The following is an 18641-nucleotide window of genomic DNA, read 5'->3' as shown; positions in this document are numbered from 1 at the left end:
TGCAGCCGGAAGCCGGACGGGCCACCTATCCGACGCTGTCCCGGTGTGCCGGTGCTGTGGAACTGGCCGTGGTCTTGTGGTCACGCGGAGCAGTGCCCGGGGCAAGGATCGCTAGCAAGACTGCGGCTGCGGCGGTGAGGATTGCCAACGTAAGTGTGGCCTGACTGCTGCCGTTGACAAATGCCTCTTTGGCGTAGTCGACCAATGGTTGCGCCATTGGTCCGGCTTGTGCGGCGATCTCTAGGGCGGCGGCCAGGGAGTCGGAGACCGGACCGCGGGCAGGTTCGGGTAACTGAGGCAGGGCGGGTTGGATGTGGCGGGTGTATCCGGCGGCCAGCACACTGCCGGCCACTGCGATCCCCATCGCAGCGCCGATCTCGCGGGCCGCATCGTTGACTGCGGCGGCGACCCCGTGTTTGCTCTCCGGAGTTTCGGCGATGATCGCGTAGGTCGCTGGGGCTGTGCATAGTCCGAGCCCTGCGCTCATGATCAACAGCGGCCATAGCAGGTCGAGGTAACGTGCGTCGACGGTCATCCGGCTGACCAGCATCAGGCCAACTGCGATGGTCACCAGACCGGCGACGGTCATCACTCGTAGTCCAAATCGCTGTGACAGTCGGGGGGCGATCACCGAGATCACGATCAGGGGGACCGTCATCGGCACCAATCCCAACGCCGAGGCCAGCGGTCCGTATCCCAGGATCAGTTGCAGGTACTGCACCAGGAGTAGGAATACCCCGAAAGTGACCAAGAATTGGATGGCCACCGACAACGAGCCGGCGCTGAAGCCGCGCTTGGCGAACAACCGAACATCCAACAAGGGGGCCGAGGATCGCAGCTCAATCAGGATAAAAAAGGCTGTCGCCAACATGCCGGCCCCGGCGCTGGCGAGAACGATCGGGTCGGCCCAGCCCCGCGCGGGAAACTCGATCGTGGCGAATACGATTCCCGCAACCGCGACTGCAGCTGCCGCCGCGCCCACCCAGTCCACGGGAGGGTGATCATGCTGGCTGGACTCAGCGATCGTGCATGCCAGCGCGGCCAGTAGGGCTCCCGCTGCGGTCAGTCCGACAAATACCGACACCCACGACCAGCGCTCAAGCAGCACCCCGGCGCCGAGGATGCCTAACACTGCTCCGGAGCCGGCGACTCCAGCCCACACACCTACTGCTCGGCCGCGATGAACGGCGGCGAAACCAGCAGTCAGAATCGATAGCGTCGAGGGCATTACCAGTGCAGCGCCCGCCCCGGCAATCGCTCGCGCAGCGATCAACCAGGCCGGGTCAGACAGCAGCAGGGGAAGTGCGGACGCCATGGTGAATATCGCCAGGCCTATTACGAGAACTGCGCGTCTGCCATAGCGGTCACCGATCGCTCCAGCGGGCAGGACCAGGCACGCCAGTACCAGCGTGTAGCCGTCGACGATCCAGGTCAGCTGGGCTTGCGTCGCTCCAGTCTCTACCGCAATCTCCGGTAATGCCGAATACAGCGCGGCCATGGCCGCGACCACCAACGCCACGGCTAGGCACGACACCGTGAGCATCCACCATTCGGCTCGGGTCCACCGGGATGACTCGGTGATGGTCTGTTGGGGTGAGTGCATCGCCGGCCCCTTGCTGTGAGATGATCGGTCTTGGTCTGAGACAAGTAGTATCACAGTATCCGACTGGCTGGACAGGTTAGCTTGGACGAGAAGTAACCGTCGGCCGAAGGGGAGAGCGTGAACGACTGGAGTGCTGACCGGCCCGCTACGGACGACGATCAGCTCGATCCGCGACTGCTGCGCTCACGAAAACGATTGCTCGACGCTGCCACGCATCTCCTGAGCACTGGTGGTGTAGAGGCGGTTACCGTCGAGGCGGTCACTCGAATGTCAAAGGTTGCGCGGGCCACGCTCTATCGGCATTTCGGCGGGACCGCCCAGTTGCTTGCGGCGACCTTCGAGCGGCTGTTGCCTCGCGTCGAGGTCTCTGCCGACAGTGGGTCGGTACGAGACCAACTCATCGCGCTTCTCACGGCCCAAGCCGACCTGATTGACCAGGCGCCGCTGAACATTACGACTCTGGCTTGGCTGTCAATCGGATCAGTCGGCGGCGATCCTGCCGATTCGGCCGCGATCACCTCACTGCGCAGTCGAGTCATCGAGGAGTACCGGCAGCCCTTTGACCACATCCTCACACAGCCTGACGTACAGGCACAGCTCGGCAACATCGACACCACCTTCGCGATCGTTCAACTCCTGGGCCCCGTCGTGTTCGCTCGCCTCACTGGGCTCTGCACGGTCGACCACGACGGATGCGTGCAACTTGTTGATGATTTTCTTGCTGCCCGCAAGCAGGGAGACAAACCCATCCCGGCCGAGTTCGGCCACGATCTGAACCGCCCAGGCGCCGTCGGCGGACCTTGCTGAATCAAGGCGGTCCTTGTTGTTCGATAGGTGGGACCGCTCGCCGCCGAGGTCGCCGACTCGGAGGTGGCCTCCCGCGGCGGTGAGTTTGGCCTAAGTCCTCGAGTTTCTCTGTGACTGCAAAAAGTGTTCAACCTCGACCACGATGAACAGGGCAGTGGCAGTAATAACAGTGCGGCCCTCTGCATCCTCCATCGTGGACCTAAGGTCCAATTTCCGGCCATCGCGAGACCGAACTGCAGCGCGCAGGATGTACGGGGTGTCGAGTAATGCTGGCGCAAGATAGTCGAGCGCGAGACGGCGCGTCACGGCGAGCTCGCCGACCGAATACAGCAAGAAGCCGAATAGGTCGTCAATCACGGTCGCTACCGCGCCGCCGTGTGCAATGCCGGGTGCCCCAACGTGACGCTGGTCGAACTGGTGGTGTGCGACGACGCCGTCTCCGTCACGCCGTACCGAGAGGAAATGTCCATTCGGGTTCTCTGGTCCAGTCGCGCCCACCACGCCTACTGATCAAGTGCCGGGTTGCGAGGTGTCGAGTTCCCGGCTGTGGCCCGGCCAAGACGCCATGGCGCACGGCTTCCTTTACGCCGACCCTGAGAGTGGGGGCGGGTTTGGGTTCCGGCTGATTTTTATGTGCTTCGCAGAATTTGCGAATGTGTCGCAGGAAATGCGAATCCTGATGAAGGACCGCAGGTCAGAGCAGTAGTTCGCATACTGTCTGCGGCCCGGGTTCGCCATGTCGGACAGACCTCGGATCATCTGCGCGATGCGCACCTGCTCGCAGGTCAGGCGCAGCCCGAGTTCGAACGAGCTGCGAGCCATTCGGGGAGGTGTCGAGTTCGCACAATCGACACCTCGACACCTTTTACTTGTCATAACGTCCGGTTAGCGGCGTTTGAAACTAGCGACTGGGGCAACGTAGCGCTAGCGTCGCCTAGCTCGCAGTATGCGCCCGGCTTGAGGGTTTTCTCGTGGGTGTGGGGCAGATTCCGGGGGAAGGTCCATGAACGCCGGATCCTGGGACGGGTCCTCGCGGATCCACTGCACCTGGCCCGGCGTTCGGGGATCCAGGTCGATGGTGTGAACGGTTCCCTCGGGTAGTTCAGCTGTCAGGGTGGCGTCGGCGATCCACTTGGTTCCGTCTGCGGTCTCGACTCGGTCGGCTCGCCGCCTGTGGGATTGCACAATGGCAATGATTGAGTCGTCCAAGACTGGGATTAGGTCGCCGTCGATGAGTTCACGCACCGGATATTGGTCTGGGTCGATGTGCACGAATCCGTACTGGGGATGGTCGTGAACCGAGTGGTGTGGGTAGGTGCATACGAACAGGCGGCCCTCGTAGTCGATCGTGTAGTCCCCGCCTTCGGTGGTCACACGGTGCACACTCAGCTCGGTTGGGCCGAGTCGGGCGCAGCGCACGATCTCCTCCGGGGAGGTGATCCAGCACCCGTCGCGGTCAGCATGGACCCTGCGCGACCACTTGTCTGGTGGTGGTTCGATCGACAGTGGTAGGAGGTATTCCACGACCTGAGGTGGGGAGTGGGAGGTATCCACGTGCAGAAGTAGGGGATTGGCCCGATCCATGACCCACACGTCGGTGCCGGTGACAGTTACTGCCCCGGCCTCGAAGTCGGTCACGTCATCGGGGACGGCATCGAGGTCGAGATCCACCAGGACGCCTGTTTCTTGGACCGGATCGTCGTTGGTATAGATCCGCCTCCAGTTTGGCCAGTAGCGATCGGGTGACGGGCCCAGGTCGCGTAGTTGGGCGGTGCCGGTGATTGGGCGGGGTCCGGCATCAGTGGCCCGGAACTGTTCCTCCACTAGTTGCAGTCGCCGTATCTTGCCGGTCATCACGCCGGGGTGACCTGCCACCGCTCGCACGAAATCGGGAATCAGACGCCCGGTGAGGTGGATTCGCCCGCTCACCGGGCGATCGTGCGACCAGTAGGCGGTCCAGCCGTCGCCGAGCACTTCGAAATGCCAGAGCAGTGTCGCGTCGTTGTAAGGATGGGGCTGCGGGGCGTGCCCCCACCGCGGGCGAACAGTGACGGGGGCAGTGAAAGCGCCGGGGGCGCGTGGATCGCGCTCGGTGATGAACACAGGCACAAGGCTGATGACATCACCGATACGCAATGGTGGAAGAGAATTGTCCTGGAAGATCTCGCTCGGAACGAACACGGGCATCGTGCGACCGGTAGTGCCGGGATACATAAACATGCCCCACGCACTAGAGGAACCGATGGGCGAAGCCATCGGGCGCGGGGTTACCTTGGCCGAGACAGTACGCGGCCCGACGGCCAGAGCGCCACTGACGCCAGACATGGCCGGTAGCTCCGCCCAGTGGATTCACTCGCTGGCGACCATCTTGGAGGTTCGACTCTACATAAGGTCTGGTTACCGGCGGGCCAAGGCTGCGGTCGCTCCCTTTTCCTTCTCAGGCTCGATCCAGAAACCGAGCTGATGCGTTGCTCTCGTTGCCTTAACTAGCGGGCAGTCCGTCGGCCACCTGGAACGGTGCGTCGGTGGCGGCCTCGACCTGGTCGAGGGTCACACCGTCCACGATCTCGATGAGGGTCAGTCCGTTCTCGTCGCGGTCGAACACGCCGAGTTCGGTGATGATCCGGTTGACGCAGCCCAGGCCGGTCAGCGGGAGGGAGATCTCGGAGACGATCTTCGATGAGCCGTCCTTGGCGACCTGGTCCATGACCACGACGATCCGGCGCGCGCCCACCACGAGGTCCATCGCGCCGCCCATGCCCTTGACCATGGCGCCGGGGACCATCCAGTTGGCGATGTCGCCGGCCGGGTTGACCTCCATCGCGCCGAGGATAGCCACGTCGATCTTGCCCGAACGGATCATGCCGAAGCTCATCGCCGAGTCGAAGATCGACGAGCCGGGAAGGGTCGTGACGGTCTCCTTGCCGGCGTTGATGAGATCCGGGTCGACGTCGTCGGGGTGCGGGTACGGTCCGATGCCCAGCAGTCCGTTCTCCGACTGCAGGGTGACGTTGACGCCCTCGGGGACGTAGTTGGGGACCAGGGTCGGCAGGCCGATCCCGAGGTTGACGTACTGGCCGTCCTCCAGCTCCAGCGCCGCCCGGGCGGCCATGGCTTTGCGGTCGCGTCCGATCCTGCTCATCAGCGCTGTCCTTCCGAGGGCGGGTTGGTGGTGGTCTTCTCGATCCACTTGGTCTGGGCGACCTGCTCCGGGGTCAGTTCCACCAGGCGGTGGACGAAGATGCCCGGGAGGTGGATGTCGTCGGGGGCGAGTTCGCCGACCTCGACGATCTTCTCGGCCTCGACGATGCAGACCCGGCCGGCCATCGCCGCGAGCGGCGAGAAGTTGCGGGCCGTGAGGTTGAAGCGGAGGTTGCCGCTGCGGTCGGCCACCGCGGCGCGCACCAGCGAGTAGTCGGCCTCGATGGCCTGCTCGAGCACGTAGGTCTCGCCGCGGATCTCGCGGGTCTCCTTGGGCGGGGACGCCACCGCGATCCCGCCGGACGAGTCGTACTTCCACGGCATGCCGCCGTCGGCGACGAACGTGCCGACGCCGGTGCGGGTGTAGAACGCCCCGATGCCGGATCCGCCGGCGCGCATCCGCTCGGCGAGCGTGCCCTGCGGGGTGAGCTCCACCTCGAGCTCACCGGACAGGTACTGGCGGGCGAACTCCTTGTTCTCCCCGACGTAGGAGGAGACGATGCGCCGGAGCTTGCCGCTCTCCAGCAGGATGCCGAGGCCCTTGCCGTCGACGCCGGCGTTGTTGGAGAACACCTCGAAGTCCCCGACGTCGCGGGCGGCGAGGGCCTCGATGACGATCTGCGGGATCCCGCTCAGGCCGAACCCGCCGGCGGCGATGGACGCCCCGTCGGGGATGTCCGCGACGGCCTCGGCCGCGGTCATGATCTTGCTAGACATGCTTCTCCATTAATCTCTAGCTGCAAAGCTAATCTGGGTTTGCTGACCCTTCGGGAAGTCCCGCGGCCGACTCGGTCGCGGGACTTCTGTCATTAGGTGCCGTGGAACACGTCAAGTGCGAGGGTCGTGCTAGCTGCTCCTGCGTAGAAGACACCCGCTAGCTGATCTGGATCACCGAGCGAAGGACTTTGCCTTCGCGCAGCCGTTCGTAGGCGGCCGCGCAGTCGTCGAGTGGCACGACTTCGCTGACGTACCGCGCTATGGGGAAGTATCCGTCTTCGACCTGTTTGACGATGTCCGCGAGGTCGCGCTCGGGCAGGCAGTCGCCCCAGTGCGAGATCTCGATCCGCAGGCGTTTGAGGAAGACTTCGCGCATGCCGTAGTCGGCGACCTCGGTCTGCGTGGGCGCCCCCGAGAGGATCACGCGCGCGCCGCTACCGGCCAGGGAGATCGCCGTGCGCAGGGTGGCCGCGCCGCCGACGGCGTCGATGACCGTGTCGAATCCGGTGGGCAGATCGCCCCGGCCGGGTACGTGCACCTCGGTCGCCCCGAAGGACTTGGCCTCCTCCAGCTTGTCCGGGTTGAGATCCAGCGCGAGGATCCGCCCAGCGCCGGCCGCCTTGGCCGCTCCGATGGCGGCCAGCCCCACGCCCCCGGAGCCGATCACCGCCACGGCGTCGCCTTCGACCACGCCGGCCGTGTTGTGTACAGCCCCGTAGCCGGTCGGGATGCCGCATCCGAGCAACGCGGCCTGCTCGTCGGGGAGGGCCTCGGTGATGGGGGAGACGTGCTGCGCCTCGACCGTGACGTGCGTGGCCAGGCCGCCCGCGGCCAACACGGAGGTGAGCGTCTCGCCCGTTTCCAGTCGCGCCGACCGGGCTGGCCGGATCTTGTTGACGCACGACAACGCGCGGCCGCGACGGCACTGGTCGCACTCACCGCACGGGGCCATGAGGGCGACGACGACACGCTGCCCGGGTTCCAGCCCGGTGACCTGGGGTCCCACGGAATCGATGTGGCCGACGATCTCGTGTCCGAGCAGGTAGGGAAAGTCCGTTCCGGAGCTCCCGTCGATGTAGTGCAGGTCGCTGTGGCACAGCCCGCACGCCTCGACCGCGATCAGCACTTCGGTGCCGATGGGCTCGGGCACTTCGATGGGGACGACCTGAACGGGCCCGCCGGCCGAGGTCACCACGGCGCCGCGCGCCTTGCGGTACTGGCTCATCTCACATCTCCTTGGCACTGGTGCCGTGCGCATCGATCAGCACGCTCTTGACGTTGGTGTAGGCGAGGAAGCCTTCCTCGCCCATCTCCTGGCCGAACCCGGAGGCCCGCCGTCCGCCGATGGTGGTCTCCACGCCACCGTGCACGGCGTACGAGTTGATCCAGAACATCCCGGCGTCCACCGCGCGGGCGGTGCGCAGAGCGCGTCCGATGTCGCCAGTCCAGCAGCCACCGGCGAGCGCGTACTCGGTGGAGTTGGCCAGCTCGATCGCCTGCTGCTCGGTGGAGAACATCTGCACGGCCACGACCGGGCCGAAGACCTCGTCTTTGAGCACGGAGGCGTCGGGCACATCGGTGCAGTCGATCACCGTGGGCGGATAGTGGGCGCCGCCGCCGGGCGTGGTGACCGGCTCGCCACCGCACAGGACCGTGGCGCCCTGCGCCCGTGCCCGCTCGACGATCTGATGCACGCGGTCGACGTCGCGATGGGTGATGAGTGTGCCTACCTGGGTGGCCGGGTCGAACGGGTCACCCACTCTCAGCCCGGAGGCCTCCGCCACGTAGCGGCCGAGGAACTCCTCGTGGATACCGTCCTGCAGCAACAGTCGCGAGCCAGAGAAGCAGCGTTGGCCGCTGTTGCGGAAGATCGCGCCGAGTGAGCCCGTGACCGCCTGGTCGAGGTCGGCGTCGTCGTAGACGATGTTGGCCGACTTGCCGCCGAGCTCCAGGATGAGCCGCTTGTGTCGCCGCACGGCTTCCTCGCCCACCATCACGCCGACCCGGCTGCTGCCGGTGAACGAGAGCATGTCGATCTCGTCGGCCTCCACCAGTGCGCGCCCGACCTCTGCGCCGCCCTGGACGAGGTTGATCACCCCCGCGGGGATGCCCACGGCGGCCGCGTGCTCGGCGAACGCGGCGGCCGCGTACGGGTTCTGGTCAGGGGACTTGACCACCACGGTGTTGCCGGCCGCGATCGCCGCCCCGGCCTTGAGGGCGGAGAACATGAGCGGGGCGTTGAAGGGCATGAAGATTCCGACCACGCCCACCGGGTCGCGCCACGTCAGCCGCTCGAGGCCACTGCCTTCGACCATTGTGGTGCCCTTGACCCGGGTGGCCCAGCCGGCCGCGGACTCCAGGAGCCCGGCCGCGGCATACACGTCCAGCACGGCCTCACCATAGGTTTTGCCGTTGTCGAGGGTGATGAGGTGCGCGAGCCGGTCGAGATCCCCGATCAGTGCCATGCCCAACCGCATGAGCATGCGGGAGCGGTCGTCGGCCGGGGTGCCCGCCCAGGCGGTCTGCGCCGCGCGAGCCGCCCGGGTCGCCGCTGCGACCTGTGCTGGGCTGGTTGCGCGGGGCGTGCCCAGCACAGCGCCGTTCACCGGCGAGGTGACGGTGAACTGCTCTCCGGCCCCGTCGACGAAATCGCCGTCGATCACCGTTATCAACTCCGGCAACGCAGCCGTGGCCAGACGCTCCGTCGCCTCAGAGGTGTTCAGCAGATCGGTCACGTCACCGGCCTTCTTCCGTGTCGAACGCGGGCACGACCTCGCGGATGAACGACATGGTGACCTCGTGATACTCCTCAGGGCATTCTGCGAAGGCGTAGTGGCCTGCGTCCGCGAACTCGTGGTAGCGGGCTCCGTCGACCATGTCGCGCATGCGGCGCATGCCCTCGGCCTTGCACGCCGGGTCGTGGGTTCCCGGCAGCATGATCGTGGGCAGCGACAGGGTTTTCAGTGACGGCACGGAGTTGTATTCCGTGATCGCCTGCATCGACGCCAGGAACGCCTCGGTTCTCATGGCGGACACCACCTCGAAGACCTTGTCGACCTGAGCCCCCGACGCGCCGGGGGCCATCATCGAGGTCAGCAGCCCGGTGGCGTACTCGGGGACGGTGAGGCCGCCCTTCGTGATGGGCTCGACCCGTTCCTCGAGGTACTTGGCCTTGTCCTCCTCGGTCCGGTTGGTGAAGCCGGGGGACGCTGCGGACAGGATGAGTCCGTCCAGGGCGTCGCCGACCAGCGCCGGCACGCGCGGGCCGATGAGGCCGCCCATGGAGTGACCCAGCAGGATGTTGTGCCGGGTCTTCTCGGCCAGGACCAGCCGCGCCGCGTACTCGGCGAGCAGCGGGACGCCGTAGCCGGCGGGGACCTCCTCGCCGGCGCCGTAGCCGGGGCAGGTCCACGCCACGACGCGAAGGCCCGCATCGGTCCAGCGGCGGATCGAGTCCTCGAAGTAGTAGCGGTCGCCGTACGCGCCGTGCAGGAGGAACAGTGTGGTGTCTCCGCTGCCTGCGACCTCGTAGTCCGGAAGTGGCCCCTCGGGCAGTGTGGTGGCCACCAGTCCGCGACCGGCCTCGGCGCGACGCCACCAGTCGCTGATCGCGTCCGCGACCAGGCCCGGCTCCTCCGACGGCAGCATGTGCGCGGTGTCGGGGATCTCGACGTACTCGACGTCGTTGGAACGGGCCCATTCCCGCTGGCGCTCGGTCGGTACGACCTGATCGTGCTCGGCGGTCACCACCAGCACCGGCACGTCGAGTCCGGCGAGGAACTGTGCGCGGTCCGGTCGCTGGCCCAGAGCCACCGCGTGGGCGGCGAACCGTTGCGGGCCGTATGCGCGGGCCCCGCGCAGTCGCTCCTCGCGGACCGCCGGGTCATCGGCACGCTCACCGTGGAACACCAGGTTCATCCGGCCCACGGCGAGCTGTTCGTACTGCTCGTCGGAAAGATCGGCAGCCCGCTGCACGCGCTGGGCTGCCGAGTCTGCGTCCTCGTCGTCGTCAGGACTGTTGACCAGGGCGAGCCCCGCGACCAGGGACGGATGGCGCTCGGCGAGTCGCATGGCGATGACGCCGCCGAAGGAGTGGCCCACCACCACGGACGCGGGTGGCACCTGCTCGGCCACGGAGTCGACCAGCGCGTCGAGGTCCGGCACGGCGGGCAAGTCCAACGCGACCGTCTCGAAGCGCTCGGGCAGTGCGCGGCGCACGGGGTCCCACACTAGGGAGTCGTTGTGGAGGCCGGGGAGAAAGACGATGGTGGTCATACGGCCAGCGCCCGCCCTTCGCCCTCGATGCGGTCGCCTTCGACCCAGCAGGCGTGGGTGCCCACCGAGATCCGCTCGGGCAGGATGATCCGGCAGATCGGCCCCGACTCCATGTCGTCGAGCCGGAAGATCACCGCCTCCGATCGGTCCTCGACCATGTCGGTGACAAAGGTGATTCCGTAGCCGTCGTCCTCGCGATCGGTCGCGTCAAGCCCCCGCGCGATGGCCGGCTCGCTGCCGAAGCGGCCCTCGCCGAACTCGAGGCGGGTGGTCTTGTCCTCCGTCATGTCGTAGCGCTTGAGGCCGGTGAGCAGCCACTCTCCAGGCAGGAACGTGGCGTTGTAGCTGTAGCGGTAGGGCAGGCCCTGGACGTCGTTGGAGATGACGGGGAACTCCGTGACCTCGTCGTCCAGCGGGAATTCCCGCACCTCGCCCGTCTTGAGGTTGAACATCCACCGGTACATGTGCGAGCCGGTGGCTGTGGCGTCGACGTTGCGCTTGATGCGTGCGTAGATGTCGTGCGCCTCGGTGCCGCCCACCGGGGGCTTGACCAGTTCGGGCCAGATGCAGCCGTCCTGGATGATCCAGTCGCCCTGTTCGTAACAGTTGGCCAGGTGCATGATCCAGGCCGGCTTGGCCTCGAACCAGCGGACGTCCTCGCTGCGGCCGAAGCGGGGGATGATGCCGAACCGCGCCGGGATGTCGTTGTGGAACTTGCCGCGGCGGATGCCCTTCTCCAGCAGGTCGGCGTCGAAGAAGTACGGCAGGTCGTGCAGGACCGAGTAGTTCTCGGTCATGCCGATGTCGTGGGGCCAGCGGGCGCCCGGCAGATCGATCGGTACGAAGTGGACGAGGTTGTCCTCCTTGTTCACCACGCCGTAGTTTAGGTACGGCGGCTTCTCGGCGAAGTTGAAGAAGATCATGTCGCCGGTCGAGTTGTCGACCTTGTAATGCGAGGCCATACCGCCCGGGACGAACTTGGCCCAGTTGGTATTGGGACCAAGTGTTTCGAGGGTGGTGGGGCTGAGGGTCCACGGCTCCGAACCCTGGGACATTGTGGCGTAGAGCTTGCCGGCGTGCGCCTTGACGTCGGTGCCGGCGTTGTCCTTCATCGCGCCCATCGATCCCCAGCCGCGACGCTCGTACTTCTCCGGCTCCATGATGCCGGGCCAGAGGGACTTCTTGGCGCCCTGCTCGGCGAGGAAGCCTGTGGTGCGCACGAACGCGTTGCGGTACTCGGCCTTGCCGTCGCGGAACCGGACCGCGTGGAGCATCCCGTCGCCGTCGAACGGGTGGTAGACGCCCTTGGGCAGCAGCGCCTGGTTGTGGGTGTTGCGCACGTAGAGTCCGTCAAGGTCTTTGGGGATCGTGCCGATCACCTCGAGCTCGTCGCTGCTCACCGCGTACTCGCGGCCCTGGGGGCGCCAGGGTCCCTTGAGCCACGGATTGTCGATGGACTCGTCGTCGGGGACATCGATGTAGACGGTGTCGTTGACTTCGAACATGGTACTGCTCTCCTTCGGGCCCGATCCGGGCCGAAACGGTGCTTACTCGTGAGGGGGTTCGGGAGGGGCGATGACGGCGAGGATGGTGTCGGTGAGCCTGGTGGCCCAGTTCTCGCCCTCCTCCCAGCGACCGGCGATGGTCATGGCGTAGAACGAGCCGACGAACATGGCGACGATGACCTCGATGTCGAGGTCCGGGCGGGCCTGTCCATTGGTCTGAGCGGTCTCGAGGATGTCGCGCATCTGCCGACGGCGAGGTTCGACGAGCTTCTCCAGCAGTTGCTCGTAGATCGCAGGGTGGTGTCGGCGTTCGACGATCGCGGTGCCGAGCATCCCGACGTAGTGGTTGCTCGACCAGCGTTCGACCAGCGACTCGGCCTGGTCCATGAGGTCGCGGCGCAGGTCTCCCGTGGGCTCGTGGACCGAGCCTTTGATCTGGTTGGCGACCGCGGCGATGACCAACTCGTCCTTCGATGGCCACCGCCGGTAGACCGTGGGCCGGGTCACGCCGGCGTCACGGGCCACCAGGTCGATCGAGGTGCGCTCGTAGCCGTCACGGCTCAGCCGCAGCGCGGCGGCTTCCAGTATCGCGTCATCGGTGGAGACGTTCCGGGGCCGACCGGGCTGGGTCTGTTGAGTCACTGTCGTGGGTCCTTTCAGGGTGGTTCAGAGGCTGTCAGTTGATGGATATAACATCCACGACCGACTTCAGGCCCTCCCCGTGCTGGTACTCCATGAGCTGGACCTCGTCGCGCCAGTTGGGATCGTTCACCCAGTCGAGCGAGGTCTTGGCGCCGTCCGGACCGATCGGGATCTCGGTGTCAATCGTCCAGGCCGCGTTCATGACATTGACCCGGTTGAGGCCGCCATCCAGGCCGGCGGCCTGCTCGAGCACGTCGAGCATGAGCTTGCCGATCTGGTAGCCGCCGGCAGTGTAGGAGCTGTCGACGTCGGCCTGCGGAGCGAACTTGCCTAGCGTCTCGCGGTACTGGAGCATCTCCGGGTCCTCGGCCGTCACCGGGTTGGCGGGGTCGTCGGTCACGGTGAGCACCTGGACGCCGTTCGCGGTGGCGCCGATGGGCATGAAGTTGGACTTCATGGCTGCGCAGGTGTTGTTGACGATGATCTGGCCACCGAAGTCGGCTCGGCGCAGACCGGTGATCAGCGGCGGGCATGCGGTGGTGTTGGTACCCAGGAGGACGACATCCGGGTTCTGCGCCATAGCCCCATTGATCTGTGCAGTGACGCTCGGGGCGGCTGCGGCGACCTGCTCGGTGCCGACCAGTTCGAAGTTCGTTCCCTCGACGGCGTCGCGGACGCCCTGCTCGAACACCTTTGCACGGTCGTCGTCCGTGGTCACAAGAACGATCCGTCCGCCGTCACGGCCGCTCTCGGTGAGCGAGCGGATCCACAGCGCGGCTTCGGTCTCGTACGGCATGAGGTTGGCCGTCGTGAACGGGTGGGCCTCGGGGTTGGCCGCGATGTCGGACACACCAGTGGCGGTCCAAAGCTGCGGGGTGCAGCTCTCCTCAGCGAACGGCTGTGTGGCGGCGACCAGGGGGGTTCCGACCTGTGCCACCATCGCGGTGACCTGTTCGCTGTCGATGAGCTCCCGGACGTTGGTGACCGCGCGGGCGGTTTCGAAGGCGTCATCCTTGACCACTAGTTCGAGGGGGTGTCCCTCGACGCCGCCGGCCTCGTTGGCCTCCTTGAACACCGCGTCGATCGCCTGCGCGATGTTGTTGACCACGGCCAGCGGCCCGGACTGCGCCAGGCTTACGCCGATCTTGATCGGCTCGCCGTCCGGCACGGCGGCCAGGGCGTCGGCCGGGCAGGAGTCCGCGGGCACCGGTCCGCTGGCGGTGCCGCCTTCGGAGCTGGAGTCGCCGCGGGCGCAACCGGTCATGGCGAGGGCGCCGACCGCGCACATTGCGATCATCTTGGTGAAGCTCTTCATCATCACTCCTGGGTTGAGGGTGTCGGGGAGGTAGAGGTATCGGAGGCCTGGGCGGCCGTTCTGGAGGTGCGCGCGGATCCGCGCTCGCGGTACCTGGCGATCCAGCCGGGGACCGCAGTCGGCAGCGATGCCAACCCGCAAGGTAGGAGGAAGACCATCGCGATCAGGACGATCGCGTAGAGGATGTTGGCCTGCGGCCCGCCGACCACGTCCGCTGTGAAGGACGGGAGGAAGGCGATGACGCCGCCGCCGATGAGCGCGCCCCACAGACTGTTGACGCCGCCCACGATGAGTCCGGTGGTGAGCAGGATCGTGAACAGCAGGGCGTAGTCGTCCGGCCCCGCCACCTCGAGAACCATGATGAGTAGCGGCCCGGCAACGGCACCGAGCAGGCCGGCGTAACCGAAGGCCAGGACTCGCTGTTTGCGAACGGCGATGCCGTTGCTCAGCGCGGCGGACTCGTTGGAGCGGATGAGCGCCATCGCCCGGCCGACACGCGAGCGGGCGATGTTGGAGACGAACAGGAAGCACAGCCCGGCGATCGCACAGATGACGAGGAAGCGGAACTGGGTGTTTGTGAGGGCGAGCCATTCGGGCGCCGTCAGGTCGACGCGGGCCAACTTGCCGTTGGCTCCGCCGGTGAAGTCCGAGTATCGCTTGATGATCATCGGGAACACGATGGCGAGTCCGAGCGTCATGGTGGCGAGGTAGTGTCCCTTGACGCGGAGCGCAGGCAGGCCGAGTAGACAGCCGGCCAGGAAGCCCAGCACCGCGGCCACCGGGATGGTCGCCAAGATGGGCCAGTTGTAGTCGGCGACGAGGATCGCGCCTGTGTAGGCGCCGAGTCCGACGAAAGCGCCCTGGGCGAGGGAGAGCTGACCGCTGAATCCGACGACCACAGACAGTCCGAGGATCGCCACGGCGTACACGACCGCCTTGGAGAAGCTGATCAACTCGAAGTCGGGACGGGCGAACGCGATGGCGACGGCCACCACTGCGAGCAGACCGGCGGTGACGAACGGCCGACGCGCGAGGGCACGGAGTCTGTTGGTCCTGGACTGCGGGGCCGGCACTGGGGCGGCGCCGGTCGCACCCGCGTGTGGTGCGGGCGCTGTTGCCGTGGAATTCATGGTCTGACCACCTTTGCCGATCCGAGGAGACCGCTGGGCTTGAGGACGAGGACGAGGAAGATCACTGCCAGAGCGACGGCGACGTTGAGTTCCGGGCCGAGGAAGTTGATGGCGCTGGGGACGGTCGCTTCGAGCAGCCCCACCACCAGGCCGCCGATAAGGGCGCCGGGCAGACTGTCGAATCCACCAAGTGCCGCTGCAGCGAATCCGAAGAGTAGGCCGTTGATCAGCAGGTTGTTGTGGAGGATGCCGGCCTGCTGAGAGAACAACACGCCCACGAATACGCCGATGGCGGCGGCGAGGCCCCAGCCGATGGTGAGGAGCTGGGTGCGGCTGATACCGAGGTAGGTGGCCGATTCAGGGTTGGAGGTCACCGCTCGGTATGCCAGGCCCATCCTGGTCTTGTTCAGCCACAGCTCGATCGCAGTGAAGGTCACCAACAGCAGGGCGATGCCGCCGAGCGTGAAGTAGGTGATGTGGACGACCGGGACGCCGGTGAGGAGTTCGACTTGGTCACCGAGGCCGTTGGGTAGCGGGGATAGTCCCCGCTCGGTGCCGGTACCCCAGATCGCCGCAGCTCCGGCGTTGAAGAGGAGGAAGAGGCCCAGAAGCACGATCAACGGGGCGTAGGAGCTGGTTTGTGGCACCGGTTTGAGCAGAAACCGCCAGGCCAGGGCACCGATGAGGAACATCACCACCATGGCGAGCAGCATCGCGACCCACACGTTCACGCCGAGGAGACTGGAGATGGTGAAGACGACGAACGCCCCGACCATCGACATCTCGCCCTGGGCGAAGTTCAGCTGATTGGAGGTCTTGAAGATGAAGACCAGGGCGAGTGCGAGGAAGGCGTACAGGACGCCGTTGGACAAGCCGTTGATCAGGCTCTGCAGGACGATGTTGAGTTGGAAGTAGTCGGCGTTAAAAATGGCGTTCATTTGGCGATCTCCCCTCCGAGGTAGGCCTGCTGGACGGCCGGGTTACCGCTGAGCTCCTCGGCCGTACCGGCGAGGGCGGTGCGTCCGACTTCGAGGACGAACCCGTGGTGCGCGAACTCAAGGGCGAGTTCTGCGTTCTGTTCCACAACGAGGATCGCCATGCCTGACTCCCGGTTGATCTCCCCGAAGAACTGGAGGATCTCGCGGACGATCTTGGGCGCGAGGCCGAGTGATGGCTCGTCGAGCATGAGGAGCTTAGGGGCGCTGAGCATGGCCCTGGCGATGGCGAGCATCTGTTGCTCGCCGCCACTGAGCAACCCGGCGGGCTGACTGCGCCGCTTGCCCAGGACAGGGAACCGTTCGAACCAGTGGTCGATCTCCTTGGTCGCGGCGGCTCGGTCCTTGCGGAAGATCGCACCGGTCTGAAGGTTCTCGTGGACCGACAGCTCCGCGAAGGTGCCGCGCCCCTGCGGGACATGGGCGATGCCGGCGCGAGCGATTGTGGACGGCGCACGGCCGAGGATCTCCTTGCCCTCGAACTTGATGGAGCCGGTGGCCTTGACGGTCCCACTGATCGCGCGGAGCGTCGTGGTCTTACCGGCGCCGTTGGCGCCGAGCAGAAGCGTGATGGCCCCGGGGGCGACCCTGAGGTCGACACCGTGGAGGACCCGGATGGCTCCGTACGACGCGTTCAGGCCGCGGACGTCGAGGAGTGCACTCATGCCGCTCCCACCCCCAGGTAGGCCTCGACGACGTCGGCTCGGCTCAAGACCTCGTTCGGCTCGCCCTGGGCCAGGACGGAACCGAAGTTGAGGACGACGAGCTTGTCCGACACGGCGCGGATGAGCCCCATGTGGTGCTCCACCAGGACGATGCACAGGTCGCTGTCGCGGTGCAGGCCGGCGATCTTCTCGGCGAGCTCGTCGACCTCGGAGTGGGTGAGCCCGTTGGCCGGTTCGTCCAGCAGGAGGACGCGCGGTTCGAAGGCGATGGCCCGGGCCAGCTCGACCTGCTTGAGGTTGGGCAGTCCCAGTTCGGAGCAGGTGCGATCGGCGATGGACTGCAGGCCCAGCCTCTCGATGGCACTGTCGGCGCGCTCGGCTGCCTCACGGGCCTCCTTCGCGGAACCGAGGCGGAGCCCGCTGCGGATCCAGCCGAAGCGGCCATGCCGGTGGGCGCCGATGAGGACGTTGTCGCGGACAGTGAACTCGGGGACGACGGCCGCGTGTTGGAAGGTTCGGGCGATGCCGAGTCGGGCGATCTGCTCGGTTCGCATTCCTGAGATCTCGGTCCCGTTGAAGGCGATGGTCCCCGTGGACGGGACCATCCCGGTGATCGCGTTGAAGGTCGTGGTCTTGCCCGCGCCGTTGGGGCCGATGAGCCCGAGAACCTGCCCGGCTCGGGCGTCGAAGGTCACGTCGTCCACGGCGACAATTCCGCTGAATTGCACCCGGAGCGAGGTGACCTCCATCACGGGAGGCAGCTCTATCTGTGTCATGGGCCACACCATACCGCTTTACGTTACAGTAAAGTCAAGTACCAGAAAGTCACCCGTCACCGAGCCAGGCCCGGTGCGGACTCTCGTAGATCTCCGGGTGGGTGCGGTGGTGATACTTGTCGCTGATGAACTCGCCGATCGTCGTGTCGAGTTCGGACAGAATCAATACGGGCTCGGGGTGTCGCCGACCGGTGGTGAGATAGCCCGGCCGTTCGGGTGGCGGCGGGGGAGAGGCGCTGATCGGCAGCCGCGGGAGGATGCGGACTCGGTTGGGCGAGTTTGGCTGGAATTTTTCGGGTGGAGTCGACGGATTCGGAGAACATCGTCGAGGGGAAGCCAAAGCCAAAGCCGGATCCGAAGCCGGCCCGCCGGGCCCGATGTCGTCGAGCGACAGACCGGACTTCTGCAGGGCCTCGGCCGTGGCCGGGATGGGCGCGGTGAGCATGATGGCCGGGTCATCGCCCGCCAGGGACGCGGTGTGCACCCGCGCGATCGGGGCAGCCCGCGCCAAGACACAATATCGAATCGCGGTCATTCCGCGCCCTCGTCCAGCGAATCGCCAATAGTGGACAGACGTGTCAGCTGTTCGGGACGGGTCGAGTTCGCGGTATGCGCACCTCGGCATCGTTTGGCGGAAGGTCTGCGTATCAGCTCCGGCCGTGTTCGCGTCCCGAAGCGCTGGCAGGGGCGACCGCCCAAGCGCATCGCAAGCCTTCGGTAGTCCCTTTCACCTGCTGATTCAATGATGCATCAGATGAGGCGGAATGATGATTCATGCAGGTCAAGAACGTGTCGAGGTGTACGATGAGGCCTCCTACAGGCGCGGCGTCCGGGCTGCGTCTGTACGGTGACGTCGCCCCGAGAAGATGATTCTGCAGGTAGGGACCGACCCTGAAGCTGCGCACGAGGGGCTGCTCAAGGTTCGGCGAATGATTCATCTGATGCGATACGCAAACTACAGCTTTACATTAGATAAGTTATCGGCGTTAACGTAATGGCTGGTCGGGCCC

The 18641-nt window shown here is 66.0% G+C and carries 15 protein-coding genes and 2 pseudogenes; 1 reads left to right on the top strand and 16 read right to left on the bottom strand.

What is annotated here, in order from left to right; all coding sequences use genetic code 11:
* Positions 1 to 25: 25 nt before the first annotated feature.
* Positions 26 to 1603 (bottom strand): MFS transporter, encoded by a 1578-nt coding sequence (locus tag DPA01S_RS13605; protein ID WP_061230163.1) that lies wholly within the window; start codon positions 1601 to 1603, stop codon positions 26 to 28.
* A 117-nt stretch (positions 1604 to 1720) separates the two neighbouring features.
* Here DPA01S_RS13605 and DPA01S_RS13600 point away from each other — a divergent pair, with 117 nt between their 5' ends.
* Entirely contained in the window at positions 1721 to 2410 is a 690-nt protein-coding gene (locus DPA01S_RS13600; RefSeq protein ID WP_061230162.1) for a TetR/AcrR family transcriptional regulator, read from the top strand.
* Between the two features lie 90 nt (positions 2411 to 2500).
* On the opposite strand, the pseudogene DPA01S_RS13595 reads toward DPA01S_RS13600, so the two are convergent.
* From DPA01S_RS13595 to DPA01S_RS16430, 15 genes and pseudogenes are all read right to left on the bottom strand, one after another.
* A pseudogene (locus DPA01S_RS13595) lies at positions 2501 to 2896 on the bottom strand (PaaI family thioesterase); the annotation flags it as partial.
* A gap of 438 nt (positions 2897 to 3334) precedes the next feature.
* The gene (locus DPA01S_RS16835) at positions 3335 to 4597 is read right to left on the bottom strand and encodes a hypothetical protein (protein ID WP_153038696.1); all 1263 of its coding nucleotides are present in this window, start codon (positions 4595 to 4597) and stop codon (positions 3335 to 3337) included.
* Positions 4598 to 4892: 295 nt separating this feature from the next.
* A complete protein-coding gene (locus DPA01S_RS13585) occupies positions 4893 to 5552 on the bottom strand; it encodes a 3-oxoacid CoA-transferase subunit B (RefSeq protein ID WP_061229810.1) in 660 nt (219 codons plus the stop codon).
* Positions 5552 to 6328 carry a CoA transferase subunit A gene (locus DPA01S_RS13580; protein ID WP_061229811.1) on the bottom strand — a complete coding sequence of 259 codons (777 nt, stop codon included), beginning with the start codon at positions 6326 to 6328 and terminating at the stop codon, positions 5552 to 5554. The genes DPA01S_RS13585 and DPA01S_RS13580 overlap by 1 nt, the downstream gene beginning before the upstream one ends.
* Before the next feature lie 157 nt (positions 6329 to 6485).
* Positions 6486 to 7553, bottom strand: coding sequence for an alcohol dehydrogenase catalytic domain-containing protein (locus DPA01S_RS13575; RefSeq protein WP_061229812.1), 1068 nt, complete (start codon positions 7551 to 7553; stop codon positions 6486 to 6488).
* A gap of 1 nt (position 7554) precedes the next feature.
* Positions 7555 to 9063 (bottom strand): aldehyde dehydrogenase family protein, encoded by a 1509-nt coding sequence (locus DPA01S_RS13570; protein WP_061229813.1) that lies wholly within the window; start codon positions 9061 to 9063, stop codon positions 7555 to 7557.
* Between the two features lies 1 nt (position 9064).
* On the bottom strand, positions 9065 to 10603 hold the full coding sequence (locus DPA01S_RS17065) for an alpha/beta fold hydrolase (protein ID WP_082767838.1): 1539 nt from the start codon (positions 10601 to 10603) through the stop codon (positions 9065 to 9067).
* A complete protein-coding gene (locus DPA01S_RS13560) occupies positions 10600 to 12108 on the bottom strand; it encodes a carotenoid oxygenase family protein (protein ID WP_061229814.1) in 1509 nt (502 codons plus the stop codon). The genes DPA01S_RS17065 and DPA01S_RS13560 overlap by 4 nt, the downstream gene beginning before the upstream one ends.
* Positions 12109 to 12150: 42 nt before the next feature.
* Positions 12151 to 12750 carry a TetR/AcrR family transcriptional regulator gene (locus DPA01S_RS13555; RefSeq protein ID WP_061229815.1) on the bottom strand — a complete coding sequence of 200 codons (600 nt, stop codon included), beginning with the start codon at positions 12748 to 12750 and terminating at the stop codon, positions 12151 to 12153.
* A gap of 34 nt (positions 12751 to 12784) precedes the next feature.
* Positions 12785 to 14068 carry an ABC transporter substrate-binding protein gene (locus tag DPA01S_RS13550; protein ID WP_082767839.1) on the bottom strand — a complete coding sequence of 428 codons (1284 nt, stop codon included), beginning with the start codon at positions 14066 to 14068 and terminating at the stop codon, positions 12785 to 12787.
* Positions 14068 to 15195: a branched-chain amino acid ABC transporter permease gene (locus DPA01S_RS13545; RefSeq protein ID WP_082767840.1), complete on the bottom strand. Its 1128-nt coding sequence runs from the start codon at positions 15193 to 15195 to the stop codon at positions 14068 to 14070. The genes DPA01S_RS13550 and DPA01S_RS13545 overlap by 1 nt, the downstream gene beginning before the upstream one ends.
* Positions 15192 to 16133, bottom strand: a complete 942-nt coding sequence (locus DPA01S_RS13540; protein WP_061229818.1) for a branched-chain amino acid ABC transporter permease — start codon at positions 16131 to 16133, stop codon at positions 15192 to 15194. The genes DPA01S_RS13545 and DPA01S_RS13540 overlap by 4 nt, the downstream gene beginning before the upstream one ends.
* Positions 16130 to 16855: an ABC transporter ATP-binding protein gene (locus tag DPA01S_RS13535; RefSeq protein ID WP_061229819.1), complete on the bottom strand. Its 726-nt coding sequence runs from the start codon at positions 16853 to 16855 to the stop codon at positions 16130 to 16132. Before DPA01S_RS13535 ends, DPA01S_RS13540 begins: the two co-directional genes overlap by 4 nt.
* Positions 16852 to 17631 (bottom strand): ABC transporter ATP-binding protein, encoded by a 780-nt coding sequence (locus tag DPA01S_RS13530; protein WP_109149116.1) that lies wholly within the window; start codon positions 17629 to 17631, stop codon positions 16852 to 16854. The genes DPA01S_RS13535 and DPA01S_RS13530 overlap by 4 nt, the downstream gene beginning before the upstream one ends.
* A 373-nt stretch (positions 17632 to 18004) precedes the next feature.
* Positions 18005 to 18130: pseudogene (locus DPA01S_RS16430) on the bottom strand (acetyl-CoA C-acetyltransferase); the annotation flags it as partial.
* Between the last annotated feature and the right edge of the window lie 511 nt (positions 18131 to 18641).

This window comes from Dietzia papillomatosis NBRC 105045, from assembly GCF_001570845.1.
GTDB classification, from domain to species: Bacteria; Actinomycetota; Actinomycetes; order Mycobacteriales; family Mycobacteriaceae; genus Dietzia; species Dietzia cinnamea.
This window is presented reverse-complemented; position numbering and strand designations above follow the sequence as displayed.